This is a genomic window from Evtepia gabavorous (assembly GCF_003425665.1).
In the GTDB taxonomy this organism is placed as follows: Bacteria; Bacillota; Clostridia; order Oscillospirales; family Oscillospiraceae; genus Evtepia; species Evtepia gabavorous.
In genome coordinates, this window is record NZ_QQRQ01000001.1 from 225112 (window position 1) to 250156 (window position 25045).

The window sequence follows — 25045 nt, forward strand, 5'->3', positions numbered from 1 at the left end:
GTACCAAATGATATGTTATTAAAAATAAGATAAAATTAGAAAAGGCCAGAGATTGGAACGATATCGTCCCAATCTCTGGCCTTTTAGAAGGAGGAGAAATTATTGAATGAAGGTTACAGGGTAGTCTTGGGCTTCCACTGCGTTTTTCAGAACATCATCTGTTACATCCTCAGAAAGTGTCACCACGGCAGTTCCTGCCTCATGGCTGACCTTGGCCTGTTCCACGGCATCCAGTGCTTCCAGTGCCTTCTTCACGCGGGCTTCACAGTGGGTGCACATCATGCCTTCGATCTTCATTGTTTTTTCCATGGTACGTTGCTCCTTTACAGTGATTGAAATGGATTTGATCTTTTTATCCTTGCTCCCGTCGTGCATGCGGAAAAGATTCAGACGCAGAGCATTGGTGACAACACAGAAACTGGACAAACTCATGGCGGCTGCTCCGAACATGGGGTTCAGCGTCAAACCAAGGGGAATAAAAACGCCGGCGGCCAAGGGGATGCCGATGGTATTGTAAAGAAAGGCCCAGAACAGATTCTGGTGAATGTTCCGAAGGGTGGCCCGGCTGAGCCGGATGGCGGCGGGAACATCACGCAGGCGGCTTTTCATGAGGACAACGTCAGCCGCGTCAATGGCCACGTCGGTCCCCGCGCCAATGGCGATCCCAATGTCCGCCCGGGTGAGCGCGGGAGCATCGTTGATACCGTCCCCCACCATAGTGACCTTCCCCTGCTCTTTCAGCTGCCGGATGACACGCTCTTTCCCATCGGGCAGGACGCCGGCGATTACGTGATTGACGCCAGCCTCTTTTCCGATGGCTTGCGCTGTGCGTGCATTGTCTCCTGTCAGCATCACGACTTGAATCCCCATGGACTGTAATTCTTGAATGGCCTGGGGGCTGTCCTCTTTGATGACATCCGCCACGGCGATGATGCCGGTCAGGTGACCATCTTGGGCAAAAAATAAGGGGGTTTTTCCAGCTTGTGCCAGGGTCTCCCCCTGTATCCGCATAGATTCCGGGACTTGGGACTGGCGGCTGATAAAGGTATAGTTCCCACCCTGAAGGAGCGTGCCCTGCCAGGTAGCGGTGAGGCCATTGCCGGGAAGCACCTGGAAATCCGAGACAGGTTCAGGGGACAGGTTTCGTTCTTCTGCCCGGTGGAGAATGGCCCGGGCCAAGGGATGTTCGCTCTTTTGCTCCAAGGCAAATGCCAGGCGCAGAAGTTCCTCTTCTTGGACACCGGGAGCTGGGATCAGATCTGTGACCTTGGGCTCTCCCGAGGTGATGGTGCCGGTTTTATCCAGAACGACAATCTGCGTTTTTCCGGCGTTTTCCAAGGATATAGCGTTCTTAAAAAGAATTCCGTGCTTGGCGCCCATTCCGTTGCCCACCATAATGGCCACAGGGGTGGCAAGGCCCAGAGCACAAGGGCAGGAGATCACCAGCACAGAGATTCCGCGGGCCAGAGCAAAACCGATTTCCTGCCCCAAAAGCAGCCAGACAATGGTGGTAAAAACGGCAATGGTGATGACTGCCGGGACAAAGATGCCAGAGACTTTATCCGCAATCTTGGCAATGGGCGCCTTGGTGGCCGCAGCATCACTGACCATTTGAATGATTTGAGAAAGTGTGGTGTCCTCCCCCACCCGAGTTGCCTGGCAGGTCAAAAATCCTGATTGGTTGAGCGTGGCGGCGGAGACCAAATCACCGGTTGTTTTATCCACAGGAATGCTTTCCCCGGTAAGGGCAGATTCGTTGACTGCGCTGCTGCCCTCTATGACGACACCATCTACGGGGATGTTCTCCCCTGGCCGGACCACAAAGACGTCGTCCTTTTTGACTTGCTCGATGGGGACAGTGATCTCTGTGCCGTCCCGTAGAAGGGTGGCAGTTTTGGGGGCCAGCTTCATGAGCCCCTTGAGTGCGTCTGTGGTCCGTCCTTTGGAACGGGCTTCCAGCATTTTTCCCACAGTGATCAGCGTCAGAATCATGGCCGCGGATTCAAAATAGAACTCCATCATGTAATCCGCAACAGCGGCCATGTCGCCAGCTGCCTGCGCAGCGGTCATGGCGAAGAGCGCATAGGTGCTGTAAACAAAGGCGGCGGTGGCGCCCAAGGCAACCAGTGTGTCCATGTTGGGAGCCCGATGCCAAAGGCTCTTGTACCCGCTGATGAAAAACTTCTGGTTGATGACCATGACCACTGCGGTTAGCAGCAGCTGGGTCAAGCCCATGGCGATGTGGTTTCCGTGATAAAAGGCGGGGACTGGCCATCCCCACATCATGTGTCCCATGGAGAAATACATGAGGATGACCAAGAAAACAAGGGACCAGATGAGACGCCGTTTCAGCACGGGTGTGTCATGGTCTGCGAGGGCGTCTTCTGTCTCAGCAGTATGATTTGCGCTGGCAGCTGCGCTGCCCTTCTCGGAGGCACCGTATCCAGCGTTTTCTACCGCGTGGATAATATCCTGGGGAGAAGCAGTGCCTTCCACCCCCATGGAGTTGGTTAAAAGGCTGACGGAACAGGCCGTCACGCCAGGTACTTTGGATACCGCTTTTTCTACCCGGGCGCTGCAGGCGGCGCAGCTCATGCCGGTTACATTGAATTGTTCCATCGCGTCGACCCCTTTCTGGTTTGTGCGGTCAAAATTAGGATTTCCCTGGAGGGGGGCACTTATTTCATCAGTTTTTGCAGGGTGAGCACCAGCTCATCAATGACATCCTCTTTGCCATCCCGAATGTCTGTCACTACACAGGTGCGGATGTGATTGGCCAGAAGGTCCCGGTTAAAGGCGTTCATGGCGGCGGAGACTGCCGCTGACTGTACCAAGATGTCCGTACAATAGGCGTTTTTTTCTACCATTCCCCGGATGCCCCGAATTTGTCCTTCGATCCGGCTGAGGCGATTGAGAAGCTTTTTGACTTCCTCTTCCGTGCGTTCCTTGGTCTTATGGCAGCAGCAAGTTTTATCTTCCATCTGCAGTACCTCCTTGTAAATACCCCCAAGGGGTATTTTGATAATATACCCCTTGGGGGTATTTGTCAACGGTTTTTTGCTCCTTTCCATGAGAAAACAGAGCGGCACGTTCTCCGCTCTGTTTTTTCCTGATCCTGTTTGCAAAACCCTTGTGCCAGATTAGGAACTTCTTGGCTGAGTCAATGGAAGGGTTACGGTAAAGGTAATCCGTTCTTTGGCGCTTTGGGCACGGATGATGCCGTTGTGCCGTTCTACGATCTCCTTGGCAATGGCAAGCCCCAAGCCAGCGCCGCCGGAAGAACTGGAACGAGAGGAATCCAACCGAAAAAACTGTTCAAAGATTTGATCCAATTTGTCCTGAGGAATGGTACGGCCTTGGTTTTCCACAGAGACGATGACGGCGTCCTTCTCTTTAAGCATGGTGACGCCAATAGGGGTGTTTGGATTGCTGTAATTGACGGCGTTACGTAAAAGGTTATCGAAAACACGTTCTAATTTTTCTGGATCACAGGCTAAGATAACATCGGGCGTGAATTGAAGGGACAGGGAAAGGCCCTTTTCAGCCAAGATGGGCTGAAACTCGAAGGTCACCTGCTCCAATAGCCGGGTGAGATTTACTTCTTCCAGGCGCAGAGAGAGCTGCGTTAGGTTAAAGCGAGTAATTTCGAAAAATTCATTGATCAGTGCCTCCAGCCGTTCCGCTTTTTCCAAGGCGATCCCGGTGTATTTGGCGCGCATTTCCGGGGAGATCTGCGGCTCATCCCGAAGAAGGGAGAGATAGCCGATGACGCTGGTAAGAGGGGTCTTCAGATCGTGGGCGAGATAGACGATCAGATCGTTTTTTCTCTGCTCTGCCTCTTTGGCGTACATGGCACTGCGCAGGGCACCTTCCCGGACGATGTTCAACTCATCCTGAATACTCTCCAGAGGAGGCGAAAGCCGGATCGGAGTGTCTGCGGGGTGAGCCAGTTCTTCGGCTGCTTCAATGACTTCATCCAAGTAGTCCAAGGGTTTGGAGATGGAACGGTAAGTGAGAAGAAAGACACCCAGAAGAACCACGCCGCTTCCCCAGAACATGGCGGTGTCCTCCAAGGCTTTGAGAAGGCGGTACAGGGGCTCATGGGGCTGCCAAATGAAAAGACGGCAAAACACCCATCCCAGGAAAAACAGCAGTACCAGCCCCCCAATCATCCCGAGGACACTGAATACATACCGGATCAGAATTTGTTGGGAGATCTGGTTATGGCGTTTCCGGCGGGGCGGCCATAGGAGTCGACGCTTACTCAATGGTATACCCCACCCCCCAAACGGTTTTGATGAACTTTGGTTTCCGGCTGGGCTCCTTCATTTTCTCCCGCAAGCGGGCGATGTGTGCCATGACCGTATTGTTTCCATCCATGTATTTTTCTTTCCAGACTGCTTCAAACAACTCTTCCGAGGAGACGACTTTCCCACGGTGCTCACAGAGATACCAGAGAATGTTAAACTCAATGGGGGTGAGGGTGAGGTCTTCTCCGTTGAGGGTACACTGGTGGCTATCCTGACAGATGAACAGGCCGCGGAAGTCGTGTTCATTCCGCTCCTGCTCTCTGGGGTCTGCGGTGTTATAGCGTGTGTACCGGCGCAACTGGGTCTTTACCCTGGCCACCAGTTCCAAGGGGCTGAATGGTTTAGTAATATAATCATCTGCACCCAGCGTGAGGCCCATGATTTTGTCCATGTCTTCCACCTTGGCGCTGAGCATCAGAATGGGATACAAATGGGACTCTCGAATTTTTTGGCAGAGGGTAAATCCATCCATGTCCGGTAGCATCACATCCAAGATGGCTAAACTAAGCTCTTTTTGGGCGATGATCTCCAAGGCTTCGGCAGCGGTGTATGCTTTCAGAACGGGAAAGCCTTCGTTTTTCAGATAGACTTCCACCAGATCGGCAATTTCCCGTTCATCGTCTACAACAAGAATAGTTTGCTCCATGATAACAACTCTTTCTATATGGGGTTTCAAAGGGAAAACGGATTTTAGACATTGTTATTTTATCATAAAATTCTTAAGGAATCGTTCCAAATATCATACAAATTTATGACATTTTGGAAGCGTTTCTCACGGAATGTAATTTGATTGCATCCCCAAAAAGATTCCCATTGACGAACCAGATATTTGCATGTATAATATTATGGTAATTTTCAAAACGAGTGGAAACACTCTTCATAAGGAGCGGTATCGAAGTGGTCATAACGGGGCTGACTCGAAATCAGTTTGCCGGTAACTCCGGCACGTGGGTTCGAATCCCACCCGCTCCGCCAAACAGCTCTCCAGTGTGGAGGGCTGTTTTTTATGAAAAGGAACTCCACCGGCCGAAGCCGGTGGAGTTCCTTTTAATGGGGAAAAGCTGTTTTGGAATCGATGGTAACTGAGCAGACCTTTTTCAAGGTGAGGCGGTAGACAAGATAGAGAAGGAGAGAAACCACGGCGATCACACCCAAGCAGGTGATCATGCCGGAAGCCTCACTGGGCGTGATGCCCATGGGCTCTCCGTTGGAGTACATGATAAGGGTATAGAACGCGTAGATCAGGATGGTTCCCACCAGAATGGGGACTCGGAAGACCCGGCTCACCTGCCCTTTCACCGAGCGGTATAGGTACGACCGCGGCGCCCCTAAATGGCGCAGATCATCGTAGACCCGGGCATTGGTCATACCGATGGTCATGCAGCGGGTGAAAGAGATGACGATGACTGCGGCGAAGCAGACAATGGCGATGAAAATAAAGAGCATGAGGAAAACTGCCATGGTTTTTACCAGTTCCGTCTCATCCAGAATTTTGAACTGAGGCATGTATTTCCAGCTTGTGCGGAATTCTGTGCTGTCGGGTTTGTCATAGTCGATGGAAGAAGTGCCGCTTTCTTCCAAAGATTCCGGGTCGCAGAAATACGATCCTGTCTCCTCAATGGCAATTTGGCGGGCCACAGGGTCCCAAGCGTCAAAGACTTCCACTTCCGGTCCGGAGTGGTCCACGATGTCATAAAAAAGCGCCTTGGCAAAGGGGAAGCTGGCTTCTACATCCGTGACATTGAAAAGGACATAGTCCTCCTGCCACTGGCCGGTCAAGCCGGCAGAAATGGCCTCATAATCCCTGTCATCCAATACGTAGCACCCCAGCAGCATGGTGTATGACAGAGGTTCTGCCGGCGTAACGTCAAGGGTTTTTCCCGTCACCATATTGGTCAGATGGGTGACATCACCACCGCTCAGGTAACTGCTGCCGCCGTCGTCATCGAGAACATTGGCACAAGTGCCGGGAGCAAGGTCGATCTTTTGACCAGTGATCGCGTTGTAGGCACGCTCAGGCAGGAAGGTGGCACTTTGGAGCAGTTCTCGGTACTCCTCTGTATAAGTGACTCCGATGGAGGATTCGGTTTCAATATGTTCCATACCATCCGTGCCCAAGATAGAGCCGGTAGCCGTCACCCAGGTTGTGATGTCCACGTTGTGTTTCTGAGCCAGCTGTGCCACGTCGTTTTGTCCAATCATATCCTGATCACAGCGGTAATGGTACAGATAATCGTAGGGACGGCTGGCAACACTGGTTCCAGAGCTGGAGAGCATCATCGGAGCATAGAAGCTGGCGAAGTAAGCACCTGCCAGCAGGACGGTCATCACCAGCATGTTCCGCACTGTTTGCCGCCCCTGAAATTTCATCATGCTGGTGGAAATCAGGTCCCGATACTGTTTTTTCTTGCCGCCCCATCCATTGACCACGGTGTGGAGCAGAAGAATGTACAGGCCGATCAGTGCAGGCAGGTAGAACAGTGCATCCACCACGGAGGGGGCATACCAGTGGAGAACTTTGACGAAAAAGCTGGGCATGAAGTACCCCAGGAAGCCTCCCAATGCAATGAGGAGGACGCCAACAGGACCATACCACCGTGGGACAGCGCGGATGGGTTCCGATTTATGGGATTCCTGGACAATATCAATGATATTGGTGCGACGAATAGAGCGCCAGCCCATCAGAAACAGCATGAGGATGACGAAGACGGAAAAGGCCAGTGCAAAGAGGTAGGCTTGCGCGTCAAAACGCAGAACCATTTCCTCGGTATCCACAATCATGGTACGGAAGATTTGCCAGATGCCCCAGGACAGCGGAACACCCAACAGGGCACCAGCGGCGCAGGAGCCCAGAGAGAGAAGGGCCAATTCCTTGCTCAGTTCCGTTTTCAACTGGTGCCGGGTGGCACCCAGGGCCAGAAAGGTGCCAATTTCCCGGGACTTTTGACGGAAAAACAGACCGGAGGCATACGTGGTAAAAACCGCGCAGCCCAAAACGGCCAGAACAAAGACCATCATTACCTGCTTTCGGGAGTCCCCTCCCTCCGGCAGAATGGTGAGGACAGTGGGAGAGCGCATCATGCAGGCGTAAGCTGTGATAAGAAGAACGGAAAAAAAGGTACATCCGGCCAGCAGAGCGTACTGCCGCCAATTTTTCCGCCGGAGATGGCGATAAACTTCTGAAAAGTGTCTCATGGGTTTCACTCCCTTCCCATCTCACGGATCGCATCCAGAAGCTGATCCTGAAATGTGGTACGGGCCAGGGTCCCCTTTTCCAGGACCCGCCAGACTACACCGTCCTGCAGAATAATGACACGGTCGCAGAAGGAGGCGGCGAAAGAGTCGTGGGTCACCATGAAGATGGTGGCTTCCAGGGATTGTTTTGCCTGTTCAAAGGAGGAGATCACCGCCCGGCTGGACTTGGAGTCTAAATTTCCCGTGGGTTCGTCTGCCAAAATGAGCAGAGGGTTATTGATGAGGGCACGGGCCACGGCGGTGCGCTGCTTTTCACCGCCGGAGATCTCTGCCGGGTATTTCTCCCGAATGGCGGAGATGCCGAACACCTGGCACAGCTGGTCAGCGCGCTGCTCCATGGCGGGACCAGCAGTTCCGCCAATGATGGCAGGGAGAAGAATGTTTTGCTGGACGGTTAAGCCATCTAACAGCAAAAAATCCTGAAAGACAAACCCAAGCTGTTTGTTTCGAACAGAGGCCAGGGCGGTTTCATCCAGCTTGGCCAGCTGGCGATTGCCCAAGGTGATTTCTCCGCTGTCTGCAGGGATGTAGCAGGAGATGCAGTTGAGCAGTGTGGTCTTTCCGGAGCCAGACGGTCCCATTACGGCCACAAACTCCCCTTTTCCCACCTCCAGGGAGACACCCTTGAGAACTTCATAGGTAGTTTTTCCCACTTGGTAGGATTTGTGAAGATTGTGTACAGTCAGCATTGACGATTCCTTCCTTTCTCTGATGGTGAAGGGAGAAATGAGCTGTTCTCCCCTTCTTTCTGTCTCCACCATAACCGATGGAGTTTCTGACAGCAACTGCCCCAGTCATATTCGGCCTGATGGATGCTAAGTTTGGCAGGCGCAGAAGACGGGATGTCAAGTTTGGCGGGTTTTCTGTCAAACTTGGGGCGGCTTCTGTCAAGTTCTATTTGGCGGAAGCCGCCCTGTGTGGTACAATCAAAGAGGTTAGATTGTACCACACGATGGTGCATTCGTAGGATACTCAAGAGGAAGGGAGAAACGATCTTTGTTCTGCGTTGGGATTTGCGATGACAGTCAGGAGGCTCGTTTGCACCTGAGGGCAAGGTTGGAACGGGTTTTAGAGCCACATAGAGACATGGACCGAGTCCTGGAATTTTCCTCGGGAGAAGGGCTGCTGCGCTGGGTGGAGAACCATCCCGGAGAGCTGAATCTGATTTTTTTGGATATGGAAATGGGGCAGCTGGACGGGATGGAGACCGCCCGGCGTCTGCGTCAGATAGAGGAAAGTCTCCCGTTGGTGTTTGTCACAGGCTATACAGAGCATGTCTTTGAGGGATACACGGTGGGGGCTTTGGGCTATCTTCTCAAACCTGTGCGGGAGGATCAGCTGAAGGAAGTTTTGTCCCGGGCCGCTGCGGCGCTGCTCCGAGAGGAAGAGGAGGTCTATCTCTGCCGCCGCGGCGATGTGACCTATCGAATTCCCCGGAAGAAGATTCTATATTTTACATCGGACCGGCGGCAGGTAACCTGTGTGACAACGGAAAAACACTATACATTTTATGGAAAGCTGGATCAGGTGGAAGAAGAACTGAAGGATTCCTTTGTACGAATTCATCAGCGGTATCTGGTGCGGACACAGGCGGTACAGCAGATCTCGGGCAGCCAAGTCTTAGTGGGTGGGCAGACACTGCCCATCAGCCGGTCCTGTCAACAGGCTGCGATGATTGCCCTCACCCGGGCCTCGCTGGAGGAGTGACTATGGACGGCCTGACATTGCCCCAACAAGCATTGATTTGTCTCACCTATGGCGTCACACTGGTATGCAGCGGATTGGCTCTCTATGGAACGGCCCGGCGATTCTTAACGGTTCGGTCGTTAGGATGGGGAAAGGCCATCCTTTTCCTGACGTTTGGTATCTCCACAGGCATGGTGATCTGGGTTGGAGATCCTAATCTGCTCTATGTGTTCCCTCTCTTCGTCTTTTTTTCCATGCTCAGCACCCAAGGAGACTGGATGGGACGGCTGGCAGTTACCATCATTTTCTTCTGTATCATTATGTCGGTCTGTGCCATCCTGGACACGTACATTGCCCTTTTTGACCTGTTTACCATTGATACCAGCGATTTTCTATGCCGCTTGATGCGTCCGTTGTTTTTTGCCCTCCTCTATCTTCTGATCCGGCGGCGGATGCCGGTGGGGGTGATCTCCCTCTCCCGCCGGTTATGGAAGCTCATTCTGGGCTTGTCCTTCATGCCCTTGTGCGCGTTGATGGCAGTGGTTTTGCTGACCTATCGCAAGTGGGACTCGATGGTGGCCAACTCCATGGCCATGAACCAGGGGATGGTGGTTCTCCCCTTCACTGGTGTGACGGCGCTGATTCTTTTGTTTGTCATTTTAACCCTGGCCAACCATGAAAAACTGGAGCAGGAAGTCCATTTGGCCGGCTTGCGGGAGGTCTATTACCAAGGCATCCAGAGAGAACAGGTTCAAGTGAGAACCCTCCGTCATGACCTGAGAAATCACATGACTGTGCTCCGGGGTCTGCTGGAGTCGGGAGAAACAGAAAAAGCCATCGGTTATCTGGAGCAGATCACCGATTCCTCCTCCCTTGGAGGAGGAAAGCCCTTCAGTGACAATGAGACAGCCAATGTGGTCCTGACGGCCAAGGCAAAGGAGATGCGCCAGCGAGGGATACAGGGGGAGTTTCAGATTTCCCTGCCTCGAAACCTTTTGATTGCAGAGATGGATTTGTGTGCCCTTTTGGGCAATGCCCTGGACAATGCCATGGAGGCGGCGGAGAAAAGTACAGACAAGACGGTCCGGGTTCGCTGTCGGGCGGAAAAAGGCCTGTTTATGCTCCAGGTGGACAATGCACTGGCTGGGGATGAAAAGCCGGATCTCTCCACCACGAAGAAAGACAAAACTGCCCATGGTTTTGGCCTTTTGGGTATGCGGGAGATTGCGAAACGGTATGGAGGCTCTTTCGAGGTGGTGGCGGCCAATGGCCGGTTTGAACTGGTGGTCTGTCTGCCTTTATAAACAAATTTGTATTTTTTTTGAGAAATGACTACCCTTTTCCATAGAATTTATGCTATAATAATCCGTCAAAACATTGCAATTCATTGGATCACATAGAGGGAGGAACTGAATATGGCAGATCATAAGCGTCCCGAGTCGATGGAACGGATTACAACCCCTGCCCTGGCGGAACAATTCATTGCCGAGCAGGTGGCAGCTGTCCGGGCACAGGTGGGAGATAAAAAGGTCCTGCTGGCACTGTCTGGCGGCGTGGATTCTTCTGTGGTGGCGGCCTTGCTGATTAAGGCGGTGGGAAAGCAGCTCACTTGCGTCCATGTCAACCATGGCCTTCTGCGGAAGGGAGAACCCGAGCAGGTGGTGGAAGTATTCCGGAATCAGATGGACGCCAATTTGGTTTATGTGGATGCAGTGGACCGTTTCCTGGACAAGCTGGCCGGTGTAGCAGACCCGGAGACCAAGCGGAAGATCATTGGCGCGGAGTTTATTCGTGTGTTTGAGGAGGAAGCCCGGAAACTGGAGGGCATTGAGTTCCTGGCCCAGGGAACCATTTACCCTGACATTCTGGAAAGCGGCCCAGTCAAGGCCCACCATAACGTGGGCGGCCTGCCGGAGGACCTTCAGTTTGCGTTGGTGGAACCGGTCAAGTTCCTCTTCAAAGATGAAGTCCGCGTGGTGGGAAAAGCGTTGGGTCTGCCGGACAGCATGGTGTTCCGTCAGCCCTTCCCCGGTCCCGGCCTGGGCGTTCGCTGCCTGGGTGCCATTACCCGTGACCGGCTGGAGGCGGTGCGGGAATCCGACGCGATTCTTCGGGAGGAGTTTGCCAAGCATGGACTGGAGGGCAAGGTTTGGCAGTATTTTACCGTGGTGCCGGATTTCAAGTCCACCGGTGTGCGGGACAATGCCAGAACCTTTGACTGGCCGGTGATTCTCCGGGCAGTCAATACCGTGGATGCCATGACGGCCACAGTGGAGGATGTCCCCTTCCCCCTGCTGCAGGAGATTACCGCACGGATTACCTCAGAGGTGAAAGGGGTAAACCGGGTTCTCTTTGACCTTACCCCGAAGCCCAGTGGAACCATTGAGTGGGAATGACGCTTGAGACGGCGCAAACCTATATGAATACAGTTTCTTTTGTCCATCCATGCATCCATGAGATCTTTGATACTGGGCTGGTGCGATTCTCGTCCACTCGGTGCGGACATGAGAAGTAAGAAAAGCTGCCCTGCTGAACGCAAATCAGCAGGGCAGTTTTTATCGTATTCATTAAAAATATAGCAAAGAATAACCTCAAGATAGATGATGTGGACAATATTCGAAAAACTCTATTGACATTATATCCGAAAACGGATATATTATATATGAAATCGGATATTAAGGAGGCCGTGATGGTTTACGAAAAAGCAAGAATGTATGCCTATTTGTCTGCAGAAATTACGTCTTTGTATCATGAGGCAGCCGTAAAAATAGGCATTTCTGATACTGTTTTGAATATCCTGTATGTGCTTTGCGAAAAAGAGGGACAATGCCTCCAACGTGACATATTCAGATTGACAGGAATCAGTCGTCAAACAATCAATTCGGCAATCCGCAAGTTAGAACGAGATGGGATCGCCTATCTGAAGCAGGGAGAAGGCCGAAACACCATGGTTTGTTTGACCAAAAAAGGGAGCAACTTTTCCACCGAAAAAATTCTCCCGTTATTTCAAATCGAAGATAAGATATGGAATGAGTGGACAGCCGAGGAGCAGGAGAAGTATATTCTGTTGACGCAAACATACCGCGACGCATTGAAAAAACATCTGCGTGAAGATTTGTAATCGTGTCTGCTGCCACTCATTAAGGAGCAGCTATGAACAGAGAAAATAAACGAAAACAGTTTGAAAAAGGATACTATAAAACACATGGGTGTAGTGACAGCTTTACCTGTAAGGTATGCGGCAGACTGGTTGTACCTACCGGAGCAGGCAGTAACCACCGCAATCATTGTCCAAACTGTCTTAGCAGTTTGCATTTGGATATTGAGCCCGGAGATCGAGAGGCAGACTGCGGAGGGATTATGGAACCTGTGGGCGTTTGGGTCAGAAAGAATGGCGAGTGGGCGCTCATCCATCGTTGCAGGAGATGTGGCCACCTAAGTTCAAATCGTGTAGCGGCAGATGACAATCCCATGAAGTTAATGTCTATTGCGATGAAACCTCTCTCCCAACCACCCTTTCCATTGGAAAAGATTGAGGAAATGACCACCCTTATGGGTGGAGATGGACAGCTATCCTACGGATAAAACCGAATAGTATTTTACGCATAGCAATCCTTGTCGGGGCCACCGTTGACCGCTTCGACAGGGATTGCTCTGTAATGATATATTATCTATATGATCCTTTCCAGTTTCAATTTGATGAAACGAAGATCTCCTGAAGAAGATTTTTCTATTTTCCTTTCCAGACTTCTATGATAAAATAAAATTGAGGTGATTTGATGCAGGTCAATATGGAAGGCGTGGTAGTGGGAATTGTTGCTTTGGTGATGATTGGAGTATTTCATCCCATTGTCATCAAGTGTGAATATTACTTTTCCCACAGAATCTGGCCGTTGTTTTTAGCGGCTGGAATCGGTTTTTTGCTGGCTGCCCTGTTTACAGAGGGGATGCTGTCTATGATTTTAGGGCTGGCTGGTGTTTCCTGTCTATGGAGTATCCGGGAACTGCAGGAACAGGCGCAGCGGGTAGAGAAGGGATGGTTTCCCAAGAATCCAAACCGAAAAGAGCCTATGGACTGCACCAAATAACAGGAGAGAACGCTTCCTATGCCGCAATGCAAACCAGGTCTGCAGCGTACGCATGTGCTGTGCGGGCCTGGTTTTCGGAATAAAGGGGTGAAATACAAAGAAAAATTTGCAGAATTTTTCTGATTTTGCTTGCAATTTAGCAAAAAATGTGATATCGTTAGCTGTCGCTAATTTTTGGCTGGTTCATCTTATAGATGGGCTTTTTTATTGGTTGAATGTTAGTCTTCGCTAATAGAAAGCAGGAGGAGGAAGTTCCATGGCAGATCAAGGAAGCCTTTCGGCGCGGGATGTTCATATTCAGTGGTCTTTTGCTCTGCCGGGCCTCCAGGTTTGTCAATTTGAGGGGGGGCAAGAAGCGTCCTGGTTTTCGGAATCTCTGCTGTCTCCTTGCGCGTTTCTTTTCTGTCAGACTGGCGGGATGCAATTTTATCTGGATCATGGTCAGGTCATTGACTTGAATCCGCACGATATTTTGCTTCTCTCTGCGGGCGCTTGTATTCAGCGCATTCAGTCGGCAGCCCCCTGCTCCTGCGGCATTCGAATGACTCTGGACGGAGAAGAGGCTCTTTGCGCCTTGACCAAGTTCTGGCCGGTCCCTGGGACCCGTTTGCAGGCGGAACAGGTCGATGTCTGCTTACAGGCCCACGGAGGATGGCTTTTGTTCCCCAGTGGGCTTTGGAACAGCGCATTTTTTTCTCAGCTGACGGATCTTCCCACGGACAAACGGGGAGAGTACTGTGTACTCAAAGGTGTGGAGCTTCTCTATCTCCTGTGCGGAAAGGGGCTTTCTCCGATGGGGCATCGTGGCCGGCGGTATTGGGACCGAGACCAGATTGAAGCGATTCGGCAGGCGCACGATTATATGCTGGCGAATTTGGGCCAGCCTCTGACCATTGAGGGATTAGCCCGGCGGTTTCATATTTCAGGAACCTTTTTGAAGGAAGGATTTCGGCAGATGTATGGGCAGTCTACCCGGAAATTTCTTCAGATGCGTCGGATGGATAAGGCGTCCGAGCTGCTCCGTACCACCAACCAAACGGTGCTGCAGATCGCAGTCGCCGTAGGATATGAGAGTGCCAGCCAATTTTCACAAATTTTTAAGCGGCACTATCAGCTTCCTCCCGCGCAATATCGCAGGCAAATTATCAAAAGAAATGTCTGAATCCATTCAATTCTGACGGAATCCGTGTGCTTTTCTCTTGGAAACACGTTACAATATGCGAGTTAAACAAAGTGTTTTGCTTTGAGGAGGTGTCCCATTGAAAAAACATCGTTTTTGGGCATGGAGTGCTGTGTTCTGTATGATCATGGTGATGCTCACTGGGTACAAACATAAGTAACGCACGGGAGGTTCCAAATGAATTATTATAAGAGTTTAGCTTTGTTTGCCGGCGGCGTGTTGTTTGGGTCTGCGGGCATTAAGTTGCTGTCCAGCAAAGACGCGAAGAAGGTTTATACCCACACCACGGCGGCTGCGCTGCGGATGAAGGACTGTGTGATGGGGACTGTCACCACAGTACAGGAGAATGCGGCTGACATCCTGGCCAGTGCAAAGGATATCAACCAGGAAAGAGCCGCCCGGGAAGAGATTGTGGAGGATGCCGCAGAGGAGACTCAGGCAGCACCGGAGGCCTGAGTACATCTCAAAGAACGGCAGATATGACGCAGACAGAGGGGGCGGGAGCCCTCTCTGTTTCCCTTTGGAGGTCTTACTATGAAATTTAAGATCGTTCACGAGTCCCGTGGACGGGTCCGCATTCAAGTGATGCAAAAACGGATGACCTTGGAGCAAGCGGACCTATTGGAAGCCTATCTGAATCACAGCCCCGCCATTCGGCAGGCGGCGGTACATGAACGGACGTGCTGCGCGGTGATTCAGTATTGCGGAGAACGATCCGCCCTGCTGACTTTTCTGAGCCGGTTTTCTTACGACACACCAGAGATTGCCAAACTGGCGCCTGCGCATAGCGGACGGGCTTTGAACCGGGCTTATGAGGAAAAGCTCGTCGGCAAGGTCGTCTTTAAGGTTATACGGAAATGTTTCCTCCCGCCTCCCCTGGCGGCGGCGTATACGGTTCTCAAATCCATCCCCTACCTGGTCCGAGGCGTTCGGTGCCTGTTGCAGGGAAAACTTCGGGTTGAATTGCTGGATGGTTTGTCCATTGGAATTTCTATGGCTCGCCGGGATTTCTCCACGGCGGGCTCTGTGATGTTCCTGTTGAGCCTGGGCGAACTGCTGGAGGAATGGACCCATAAAAAATCTGTGGATGATTTGGCACGGTGCATGTCACTGAATGTGGATCGTGTCTGGCTTCATACACAGGAGGGGGAGGTCTTGGTTCCTCTCAACCAGATCCAGCCCGGGGATGCCATCTCTGTGCGGATGGGCGGCCTGATTCCGGTGGATGGCATGATTGTCCAAGGGGAGGTCATGGTTAACCAGGCCTCGCTCACCGGCGAATCCGTTCCGGTTCCCAAGGGGCCGAACACGATGGTCTACGCCGGCACTGTGGTGGAAGAAGGCGAGTGTATCATACAGGTGTCCCAGCAGAACGGCAGCAGCCGGTATGACAAAATTGTCTCTATGATTGAGCAGTCGGAGAAACTCAAATCTGCCGCGGAGAACAAAGCTTCCCATTTGGCGGATACACTGGTACCCTATACTTTGCTGGGAAGCGGCTTGGCGTATCTGCTGACACGAAATGTTACCCGGGCGCTTTCCGTTCTCATGGTGGATTTTTCCTGTGCGCTGAAACTGGCCATGCCGTTGGCGGTGCTTTCTGCTATGCGGGAGGCCAGCGGAAGACATGTGACGGTAAAAGGCGGAAAGTACCTGGAGGCAATGGCCCATGCGGACACCATTGTCTTTGACAAAACCGGTACCCTGACCCGAGCCTGCCCCACGGTGGTGGAAGTGATTCCCTTTGGTGGGAGGAGTGAGACAGACATGCTTCGCCTGGCGGCCTGTTTGGAGGAACACTTCCCCCACTCCATGGCCAATGCGGTGGTACAGGCAGCCCGGGACAGAGGCCTTTCCCACGAGGAGATGCATTCTCAAGTGGATTATTTGGTGGCTCACGGCATTGCCAGTACCGTGGGACCAGAGCGTGTTATCATTGGCAGCGCACATTTTGTGTTTGAGGATGAGGGCTGCACAGTGCCGCCGGAGGAGCAGGAGAAGTTTGATGCACTGCCGGATCAGTATACCCATTTGTATTTGGCCATTGCTGGGGTCCTTGCTGCGGTCATCTGCATTTCAGACCCTCTGCGGCCTGAGGCAAAAGAAGTGATTGATACCCTTCGCGCTTTGGGAATTCGGAAAACGGTCATGCTCACTGGCGACAGTGAACGCACTGCGGCCGCGATTGCGGCGCAGGTGGGGGTAGATGACTATCGCTCTGAGGTTCTGCCAGAGGACAAAGCAAACTATGTTGCGGAGCAGCAGGCCCAGGGCCGTGTGGTGGTTATGCTGGGAGATGGGATCAACGACTCCCCTGCCCTCTCTGCGGCCGATGTGGGAATTGCCATCAGTGATGGTGCGGCCATTGCCCGGGAAATCGCGGATATCACGATCTCTGCGGATAACCTGGAGGAACTGGTTACGCTGCGCAGAATTTCCATGGCGCTGATGAAGCGAATCCAGTCCAATTACCGTTTTGTGATTGGTTTTAACGGAAGCTTGATTGGCCTGGGAACCGCAGGCGTTTTGGCACCGGCCACCTCTGCCATGCTGCACAATCTTTCTACTCTGGGCGTAAGCCTGCGGAGCATGACCAATTTGTTGGACCACGATTCATAATTTGTAAAAGGTCAAAAAAGGATGGAGCAAAATGTGCCCAGCAACTGTATAGGCAGTCTGCTGGGCACATCTGCGGAAAAATGGAACAACAGAAAATAATCGTTGCAAATGTCGGTTTTTTATGATACCATGACAGACAAAGAATTAGCTTTTGCTAACAAATGGCGGGGTTTCCTTGCTTGGAGAGCAACGGCGGAATCCTGCTATGACGAATAACACCTCCACACACGACACATTTGCCGCAGTCCCCGGAAACAGATGTCTCCGGGGACTGCGGCGTTTTGGGGGAGGTTTTATTCCTTTGACTCAAGGCTGCTGGCTGGGGGCTGCTGTGCGTGTTCTTTTTTCTTTTGCATCCTTCTTCGCCAGAACAGAATAAAAAGGCCGGCGGCCAGAACGGTGAAGGTCAGAAGGTATTTGACCAGAGAATTCCCCTCCTCTACCAAGCAAAAGGTGATGGTTTCCTCTGTGGAGGGGAAAAGAAGATAGCTGCCGTCTTTCTCGCTGTCCTGCCGCTGCCAGTTCTCCCCCGTTTGGACCCAAACGGCGTACCGTCCATTGGCCTCTGGAAGCCGGCAGTGAACGGTGTAGGAGACGGCGTCTAAAACGGGGTCCTTCACTGTGACGGTATAAGCGGTGCCCTGGTGGCTTTCTCCTTTGGAATCGGTCCATGCAGTTTCCTTAGTCGTATGGGAGACCTTTGCCTGGGCGCTGAAGCTGCCGTCTACCAAAATATCAGGCAGGTCACCACCGTCGGTTAAGGAGGAAGTGTACGGGGTGTAGATTGCCTCCAAGGTCTGGCTGGCGGTCAGGTGGGAGTAATCCAAATCAGGCCAGGCCGCGGAATACCCTTTCTTGGCGGGAATTTCTGGCAGACGTGCAATCCCTTTGCCATATTGGAAGGGCACCACGGCGACTTCTTTTCCATCGGCCCGGAAAGTTAACTCCAACTGAGCAAAGGTCTCTGGTGCGCCGGCGGCGCAGAGTGCACCAAACGTTACTGGCTCAGCTTGACCGGCATAGCTGATTCCGTCAATGGCCCCCAGAGCTTCCTGGGTAAAGGTATTGCCTGTGACAGTGCCCTCTGGATCAACGGATCCAGCTACGGTGCCCACATAGGCGCTCCCCTCTTGGAGGGTGATGAGTGTGTGACAGTTTTTCAAGGTGGAGCCATAACCGGCGATCCCCCCCACATAGTGGTCTCCTGAAAGCGTGCAGCGAGCCCAACTGTCCCGGATGCTTCCCCAAGACGCACCAGCGATGCCTCCTACATAGCTGCCATCTGCGCTGCTGACAGAACCGTAGTTCTCACAGTGGGAAACTTGCCCCAGGTCCATTCGGCCGACAATTCCCCCTGCGTCATCCTTTTTTCCGGTTACTTCTCCCAAATTGATACAGGATAGGATAACGGCCTTGGTTTGGTAGCGAACGTCCAAAGAACGGTCCCCCACTTCGACCAAATCATCTTCAGGGTCAAAATCGTATTCAATGGCCATGGAGCCGGCAATTCCGGCTACGTTGACATCGCCTTTTACCACGCCCTCATTCCGAGCGTCGGACAGGCAGCCGGTTCGTTGACTCCGACCGTCTACCTGATCGGAGATGTCCTCGATCCGGTCCCCTTCCCCGCTTTTTTTCAGGGAGGTTTCCTGTCGGAGCAGGTCTGTGATGGATTGCAGCTGCTGGCTGACGGCGCTGAGATCCCCTAAGATCGTATCCGAGGATTGGGAGAGAAGATCACCGAGATCGTCAGCACTGCCAAGTAAATCAGACAGGGCGGCGTCCAGCGCGTCTCCCCGGGCTGTCATATCGCTGCCTATGGGGGTGAACTGGATGGAAGGTTCCTCCGCCAGGGTTTTCACCATCTCATGGAATGCATCGGCACCTTCTCCCAATCGAGAGAAGGCGTTGTTGAAGGCGTCTCCGGCGTCTCGGAAGGCGTCTACCACCCCATCCAGATAAATCCCGGCATCCTCTAACGTATCCAAGGCGGATAAAAGGTGCTTTCCAGCGGTTTGCAGTTGATCTGCCCCAGACTGGAATGACGCTGCGGCTTTTTCAAGTTCTTGCAGCGCGGTTTTCAAGGCCTCTGTGGGGTCTCCATTGGCTGTAATCGTGTCTTTCAGACGGATAAAGGCCTTCTGAATATTTTTCAGGCCGTTGGCGGTGCTGGTGCCGGCTGTGGAAAGGTCTTCGAAGGCCTGGAGGAATGCGTCAATGGAAGATACATCAGGCAGAGCTGCCCAGCCATCCCGGAGATGTTCCATGGCCTCGGAAAATGCCACGGTGCCATCGCCCAATTGACCGATGCCTTTGGCCATTTGTTCCAACGCCAATTTGATCTCATTGGGGTCACCTAAGGCCGATTTGAGAGCATCTTGGCTGGCGCGGATGTGTTCCAGTCCCTCGTTCATGTGATCAGCGGCACGCAAGGCCTCCTGTAGCGCCGTGCGCAGCGATTGCCCAGCGTCGCTGGCCAGGTCACCAGCTTGTTCTGCCTGATCAAGCCCTTCTTCTAAAGCGTCTACTGCGTCGGTCAGTTCCTCCGGCAGAGGACGCAGGGTTTCCAGAATCGGCTCCAGCTGCTGCAGACTCCAGGAAATCCGGGCGGAGAGATCATTCACGGTGCTGAGGTTCCCGTTGGCCCAATCTTTGGCCGCATCCATCAACTCTCCGGCGGCATCCTGAGCTGTGCCTGCGTGGGAAGAAAGCATTTGCAGCTGTGCTGTGGTGGAGGTGTTGGTGCTGTTCAGGTCAGAGAGAAGGTGATCAACCTGGTCGCCCAAGGTACCCAGTTCGCTCCAAAGCTGATTTAAGAGGTCTTCGCCATACCGCAGAAAGATTTCAGGCTCCAGCTGTCCCGCAATCCCGCCGACATCCTTGCGGCCCAGAATGACGCCTTGGTTGGTGCAGCCGTTTAGGTAACCGGACTGCCGTCCGGCGATTCCACCGACGTTGTATCCCACATGCTCATAGCCAACAGGACCTGTGTTCTTACAGCTTTGCAAAACACCGGTGGAGAAACCTGTGATTCCGCCGATGTCCGTGCAGGCAGGGAGATTTTCCGTGGAGTTTAAGGGCCTGCTATCCAAATCTTCCAGGTCGGCCTCTCCCTCCACTGCGACGGTATTGATCTTCCCTTGATTGACACATTGCAGTATGCTGCCCAGGTTTTGCCCCGCAATGCCGCCCACATAGTGTTCTCCTGTGACGGAGCCGGAAAAAGTGCTGTTGATGATCTTTCCACTGGATTCGTTGACGCCGATGATTCCCCCAATATTGGTTTCACCCTGAATACTTCCCGTGACAGTGCAGTTTCGTACACTGCCGCAGTTGTTGCCAACCAGCCCACCCAGGGAATCCTGGAGGTCTGTGGGTTCTATGGTCACTTCCAGGGACACATTCTGCACCACTCCGCCGGACTGCAGGTAACGAAACAGTCCCCGCACGTTGCCGCTGCCTGTTATGGTAAGCCCGGAGATGGTGTATCCCTGCCCATCGAATGTGCCGCCAAAGGTGGGGATGGAAGAGAATTCCACATCAGAGAGATCAAGGTCCGCAGATAAAACGACTGTTTTCCCCCGGGACCAGCTGTCTAAAGAACAACGGCGGGAGAGTTCCACCAAATCCTCTGGGGTACGGATGGTAATCCGGCTGCCGGCCGCCCCCACAGGGGCGGCCAAAGAGAGGAGCAGGGCAAAGATCAGCAGGATAGCCAGCCTGTTATGGATTCGTTTCATGGTCGTTCTCCTCCTCTGATGGCGGCGCTTCCTGGTAGGACCCGGTTCCCATAAGCGCGGAAACGTCGCCGTGGATTACCCCTTGGATGTTGGCGTCCACGATGCCGGAGATTCGTCCCCGAACGCGTCCGTTTACGTAGATGGTGCCGCTGGTCCGATGTTTTGCCTCCGGCATGTTGACGCGAAAACTGGTTTTCTCCACAATGGTGTCTCCCAACAGCAAGATCTGAGGTAGCACAAACATGACCAGGAACATAGAGATCAAGGTGCCTCGGCTCAGGCACTCGCCGATGCCCACAATGGTACCTTCCGTGGAGAGTTTCCCAATAAGGAAACCTGCAGAAGCTAAGATTGAGCCAGAAGTCAATACCGTGGGAAATGAAAGCTCCAATGCTTTGACAATGGCTTTCTTAGGCGGCATGGCGGTTTTTAGTTCCTTGTACCAGCTGGAGATGACAATGGCATAGTCGATGTTGGCCCCCATTTGGATGGAGGTGACGATGAGGTAACTTAAAAAGAAAATTGGGCTTTGCGTCAGTCCTGGGAAGGAGAAGTTAAACAAAATGCTGCCCTGGATGATCAGAATGAGCAGCACAGGCAGGCCCACCGATTGGAAAGTAAACAGCAGGACCAAAATCACAAAAACCACCGACAACACAGAGATCATCACATTGTCCCGGGAGAAAGAGACTGACAAGTCATAATCGCTGGTGGAGTCTCCTACTAAATAGATCTGGTCGCTGTCATAATACTGCTCTGCTTCCTGGTGAATGGTCTGCAAGAATTGGAAGGTCTCCTCCCCTTCCTCCGGCAGATTCAGCTGGAGGAGCATCCTTGTGTAGTGCGTTCCCAGCATTTGGTCGCGGGCGTCGGTGAGCTGCTGGTACATGTCGTTGAGCTCTTCCGTGGCGTCTTCCTCCAAGGAGAAGTATCCGGCTTCCTCCTGATCGTAAGCAAAGAGAAACAGGTCCATTAAGGGAACGGTATAGTCGTCAATTCCACCGACAATTTGGCCGTAGTTCTCGTTTTGCGCTGCATAGGCGGTGTAGAGGAGACAGACAACCTCATAATCCAAATCGGTCATCTCCGCGAACTGCCGGGGGGTCAGGGCATCGGTTAAGGTGTAGCCGTCCATGGCTTCGATATTGGACAGCCCCATGGCATAGTCAATTTGATCATATTGTTCCAGGCGGTTCAGCAGGGCTTTCTCGCTGTCGTAATCCCCTTTTGGCACCAGGAGGGCGGCGATATTCTGGGTGCCAAAGGTCTCTCGAACCTTTTCTTGGGCAATTTGACTTTCACTCTGCCGGCTGGTTGTCAGCTGACTATACCCGTAGACGTAAGGACACTGATTTGACATCCAAAATCCCAGGATTAAGCAGACGACAAAGATCGGGATGCTGACATAGCGGGCTTTTACCGCAAAGCGCCCCCAGCGTTCTATGGAGGGGACAAAATTTCTGTGCTGGGTTTTCTCCATTGCCTTGGAGAAAAGAATCAAAAGGCCCGGCATCAGTGTAAAGACGGAAAGAAGACTGAAACAAATGGCTTTGATGAGGATCAGTCCCATATCGAAGCCAATACGAAACTGCATAAACATCATGGCGGCCAAGCCGGAAATGGTTGTGAGACTGCTGGAAAAAATAGCGGGAATGGCGGCACTGAGTGCCGTGATACAGGCACTTCGGTCATCCAGTGTATGCTGACGGGCCTCTAAAAATCGATGAAGCAGAATAATCGCGTAGTCAATGGCCAATGCCAGCTGGAGAACCACTGTCACAGAGTCAGAGACAAAGGAAATCTCCCCCAGCAAAAAATTGGTTCCCATGTTCAGCAGAGCCGCGGCGCCGAAGGTAAGCAAGAGGACGGGAACCTCTGCAAAGGAGTGGGAGGTCAGCCCCAGGACCAAAACAATGATGACCACGCTCACAGCAAAGATCACCTGCATTTCCTGGTCCAGGGTTTCTGCCTGGGAATCTCCAACGGTGCTGTCAATGGAGGCATCATAAGGCGCCAGCCTCTGCTTGATCTCCTCCATAGCGGACAGACTGATGGGATCGGTCTCCTCTCCGTCAAAGGTAACGGAGAGGAGGGCGTCCGAGCCTTTGAAATATTCTGCAATCTCTTCTGGGGTGTCCTGCTCTGTCCCGTTGCCAAAGGAGACGGAGGTTACGCCGTCAATGGACGCAAGTTCGGCTGCCAGGTTCGCTGCCATATCGTAGGTCACGTTGGACAACATGATCCGGGCTGTGCCGTAGGTGATGAATTCATCTTCCATAATGGTAAGCCCTTGGCGGGTTTCGGTGTTTTCCGGCAAGTATTGTGTCAAGTCATTGCAGACCTTGACCCATCCCTGGGAGAACAGAGAGAAGATCAAGGCGCAGAGGTAGAGGAAAAAGATGAGATTTCGTCTGTCCACGATGGCAGTGGCCAGTTTTTCGAAAAAGGATGGTTTGTCGGGCTGCTTGTGCATGGGGCCACCTCCTGCCCTTTTGGATGGGGAAAGAAAACATGCGGCGTTATTTCCAGTTGGAACACCGTGTCTGAACTACGTTTGAGAGCAATATTTTGCACCATTTGTTCGAGCCTCTTGCCAGCATACGACGGGAAGAAAGATGTGGCAAGGCACAGATTCCATCACGTTGTTAAATTTTTAACAAATCTACTAAATTTGTTAGAATGACTTCTGGCAGATAGCGGGCTGAATTCCCTTTCCAGGTGTGTTATAATAAAATAGTATCCCGTCCATTTTCCGACTCCCCGGAGGAAAAATAAGCATGAAATACCCTACCTCGGAAACGACAAAGCAGGAACTGTCCGCCGCCTTGAAAACACTCATGAGCCAGAAGCCGCTGGAGAAGATCTCCATTCGGGAGATCACAGATCTCTGTGGCCTGCGGCGGGAAACTTTCTATTACCATTTTGCCGATATCTATGACCTGGTAAAATGGATGTTTGAGGAGGAGGCGATCGTCTTGCTCCGCCAACATGAGGGGGTGCAGCTGTGGCAGGAAGGACTGCTCCAGTTGTTCCACTATATCCAGGATAACCGGGCCTTTTGCCTGTGTGCCCTGCGGTCCATTGGGCACAGCCATCTGCGAAAGTTTTTTCAAGCAGACATCTATGGCATTGTACAAAGGACCGTGGAACAGCTGTCCAGGGAAATGGGCTGTCCCGCGGATGAGTTGGTGACCCAATTCTACGTCATCGCACTGGTGGGGACCGTGGAGAGCTGGCTGTTGGGAGAACTGGATCGGACGCCGGAGGAACTGATTGCGTTTGCGGATGTTATGTTGAAGGATCATATTCGCGGCGCAGCCCTTCGAATACAGGGGAAATCTGCTCTGCTGTAAAAACAAGGAGAGCCTGCTCAGAACTGGCGGCGCTGTGGCTTGGGAGGCTTTTTCCATAGAAATAGAGTGACATAGGGAGGAAGCGGTTTGTCTGCCCGAATTATGATTGTAGATGACGAACCAGGTATTGTTGATGTGGTACAGCGTTATTTTGCGCTGTCAGGGTATGAGGTCATTGCGGCACAGAGTGGAGAGGAAGCCTTGAAAAAGATATCCTGCCGTCCCGATCTCATTCTCTTGGATATCAATATGCCGGGTCTAAATGGGTTGGAGGTCTGTGCGCGCATTCGCGCCCATGTCTCCTGCCCTATTTTGTTTTTGACCGCCCGCATTGAGCGCAGTGATAAAATCGTAGGATTTCAGGCCGGCGGAGATGACTACATTGTAAAGCCCTTTGACATGGAGGTGCTGGGCGCCCGGGTGGAGGCCCACCTGCGCCGGGAGCAGCGAAGAACCACATCGGTTACGGTACGATTTTTCGGGGAGCTGGCAGTGGACTATACGGGGCGCACCGTGTCCATCCGCGGAGAAGCTGTGAAACTGTCCAAGCGGGAGTTTGACATTGTGGAGTTACTTTCTATGCATCAGGGCCAGGTGTTTGACCGGGAGCGGATCTATGAGATCGTCTGGGGTATGGACGGAGACGGGTCCAGCGGAACGGTGATTGAACACATCCGTAAGGTCCGGGCCAAGCTGTCCGCTAAAACCCTGCACAATTACATCGAAACGGTCTGGGGGGTGGGGTATCGATGGAATGGCTGAGAAACCTCAGTTTGCGAAAGGCCTATCTTTTGTTTACGGTGAGTTGTTTTCT

At 52.5% G+C, this 25045-nt stretch carries 18 protein-coding genes, 1 tRNA gene and 1 pseudogene; 12 read left to right on the forward strand and 8 right to left on the reverse strand.

Annotated features, from left to right (window positions below; all coding sequences use genetic code 11):
* Positions 1-99: 99 nt before the first annotated feature.
* The 4 genes from DV520_RS01080 to vanR form a co-directional block, all read right to left on the reverse strand.
* Complete coding sequence (locus DV520_RS01080) at positions 100-2619, reverse strand: heavy metal translocating P-type ATPase (protein WP_117141492.1); 2520 nt, start codon at positions 2617-2619, stop codon at positions 100-102.
* 59 nt (positions 2620-2678) lie between these two features.
* Complete coding sequence (locus DV520_RS01085; RefSeq protein ID WP_117141493.1) at positions 2679-2981, reverse strand: metal-sensing transcriptional repressor; 303 nt, start codon at positions 2979-2981, stop codon at positions 2679-2681.
* A 159-nt stretch (positions 2982-3140) separates the two neighbouring features.
* On the reverse strand, positions 3141-4268 hold the full coding sequence (locus DV520_RS01090) for a sensor histidine kinase (protein WP_242984613.1): 1128 nt from the start codon (positions 4266-4268) through the stop codon (positions 3141-3143).
* A complete protein-coding gene (vanR, locus tag DV520_RS01095; RefSeq protein ID WP_021920585.1) occupies positions 4261-4956 on the reverse strand; it encodes a VanR-ABDEGLN family response regulator transcription factor in 696 nt (231 codons plus the stop codon). Before vanR ends, DV520_RS01090 begins: the two co-directional genes overlap by 8 nt.
* A 237-nt stretch (positions 4957-5193) precedes the next feature.
* Between vanR and DV520_RS01100 the strand changes: the two genes are divergently transcribed.
* Positions 5194-5285 (forward strand) — tRNA-Ser (locus DV520_RS01100).
* Positions 5286-5357: 72 nt separating this feature from the next.
* On the opposite strand, the gene DV520_RS01105 is transcribed toward DV520_RS01100, so the two are convergent.
* Complete coding sequence (locus tag DV520_RS01105; protein WP_117141495.1) at positions 5358-7505, reverse strand: ABC transporter permease; 2148 nt, start codon at positions 7503-7505, stop codon at positions 5358-5360.
* 5 nt (positions 7506-7510) lie between these two features.
* Positions 7511-8254 (reverse strand): ABC transporter ATP-binding protein, encoded by a 744-nt coding sequence (locus DV520_RS01110; protein ID WP_021919539.1) that lies wholly within the window; start codon positions 8252-8254, stop codon positions 7511-7513.
* A 307-nt stretch (positions 8255-8561) separates the two neighbouring features.
* Here DV520_RS01110 and DV520_RS01115 point away from each other — a divergent pair, with 307 nt between their 5' ends.
* The 9 genes and pseudogenes from DV520_RS01115 (at position 8562) to DV520_RS01155 (ending at position 17138) form a co-directional block, all read left to right on the forward strand.
* Positions 8562-9272 (forward strand): LytR/AlgR family response regulator transcription factor, encoded by a 711-nt coding sequence (locus tag DV520_RS01115; protein WP_117141497.1) that lies wholly within the window; start codon positions 8562-8564, stop codon positions 9270-9272.
* A 2-nt stretch (positions 9273-9274) separates the two neighbouring features.
* Positions 9275-10555, forward strand: a complete 1281-nt coding sequence (locus DV520_RS01120) for a sensor histidine kinase (RefSeq protein WP_021919541.1) — start codon at positions 9275-9277, stop codon at positions 10553-10555.
* Between the two features lie 174 nt (positions 10556-10729).
* A pseudogene (gene guaA, locus DV520_RS01125) lies at positions 10730-11647 on the forward strand (glutamine-hydrolyzing GMP synthase); the annotation flags it as partial.
* A 293-nt stretch (positions 11648-11940) separates the two neighbouring features.
* Positions 11941-12372: a MarR family winged helix-turn-helix transcriptional regulator gene (locus DV520_RS01130; protein WP_117141498.1), complete on the forward strand. Its 432-nt coding sequence runs from the start codon at positions 11941-11943 to the stop codon at positions 12370-12372.
* Positions 12373-12404: 32 nt separating this feature from the next.
* Complete coding sequence (locus tag DV520_RS01135; RefSeq protein WP_117141499.1) at positions 12405-12836, forward strand: RNHCP domain-containing protein; 432 nt, start codon at positions 12405-12407, stop codon at positions 12834-12836.
* A 194-nt stretch (positions 12837-13030) separates the two neighbouring features.
* Positions 13031-13339 (forward strand): DUF4491 family protein, encoded by a 309-nt coding sequence (locus tag DV520_RS01140; protein ID WP_242984614.1) that lies wholly within the window; start codon positions 13031-13033, stop codon positions 13337-13339.
* A 418-nt stretch (positions 13340-13757) separates the two neighbouring features.
* Positions 13758-14501, forward strand: a complete 744-nt coding sequence (locus DV520_RS01145; protein ID WP_165850004.1) for a helix-turn-helix domain-containing protein — start codon at positions 13758-13760, stop codon at positions 14499-14501.
* Positions 14502-14696: 195 nt separating this feature from the next.
* Positions 14697-14975: a DUF6110 family protein gene (locus DV520_RS01150; protein ID WP_021919547.1), complete on the forward strand. Its 279-nt coding sequence runs from the start codon at positions 14697-14699 to the stop codon at positions 14973-14975.
* A 78-nt stretch (positions 14976-15053) separates the two neighbouring features.
* Positions 15054-17138: a heavy metal translocating P-type ATPase gene (locus tag DV520_RS01155; protein WP_117141501.1), complete on the forward strand. Its 2085-nt coding sequence runs from the start codon at positions 15054-15056 to the stop codon at positions 17136-17138.
* Positions 17139-17431: 293 nt separating this feature from the next.
* Here the strand turns inward: DV520_RS01155 and DV520_RS01160 are convergent, their stop codons facing one another.
* Positions 17432-20878: a GLUG motif-containing protein gene (locus DV520_RS01160; RefSeq protein ID WP_117141502.1), complete on the reverse strand. Its 3447-nt coding sequence runs from the start codon at positions 20876-20878 to the stop codon at positions 17432-17434.
* Complete coding sequence (locus DV520_RS01165; protein WP_117141503.1) at positions 20862-23351, reverse strand: efflux RND transporter permease subunit; 2490 nt, start codon at positions 23349-23351, stop codon at positions 20862-20864. The genes DV520_RS01160 and DV520_RS01165 overlap by 17 nt, the downstream gene beginning before the upstream one ends.
* A 304-nt stretch (positions 23352-23655) precedes the next feature.
* Here DV520_RS01165 and DV520_RS01170 point away from each other — a divergent pair, with 304 nt between their 5' ends.
* Positions 23656-24231, forward strand: coding sequence for a TetR/AcrR family transcriptional regulator C-terminal domain-containing protein (locus tag DV520_RS01170; RefSeq protein ID WP_021919551.1), 576 nt, complete (start codon positions 23656-23658; stop codon positions 24229-24231).
* Positions 24232-24318: 87 nt separating this feature from the next.
* A complete protein-coding gene (locus DV520_RS01175; RefSeq protein ID WP_187422446.1) occupies positions 24319-24993 on the forward strand; it encodes a response regulator transcription factor in 675 nt (224 codons plus the stop codon).
* Positions 24994-25045: the final 52 nt, after the last annotated feature.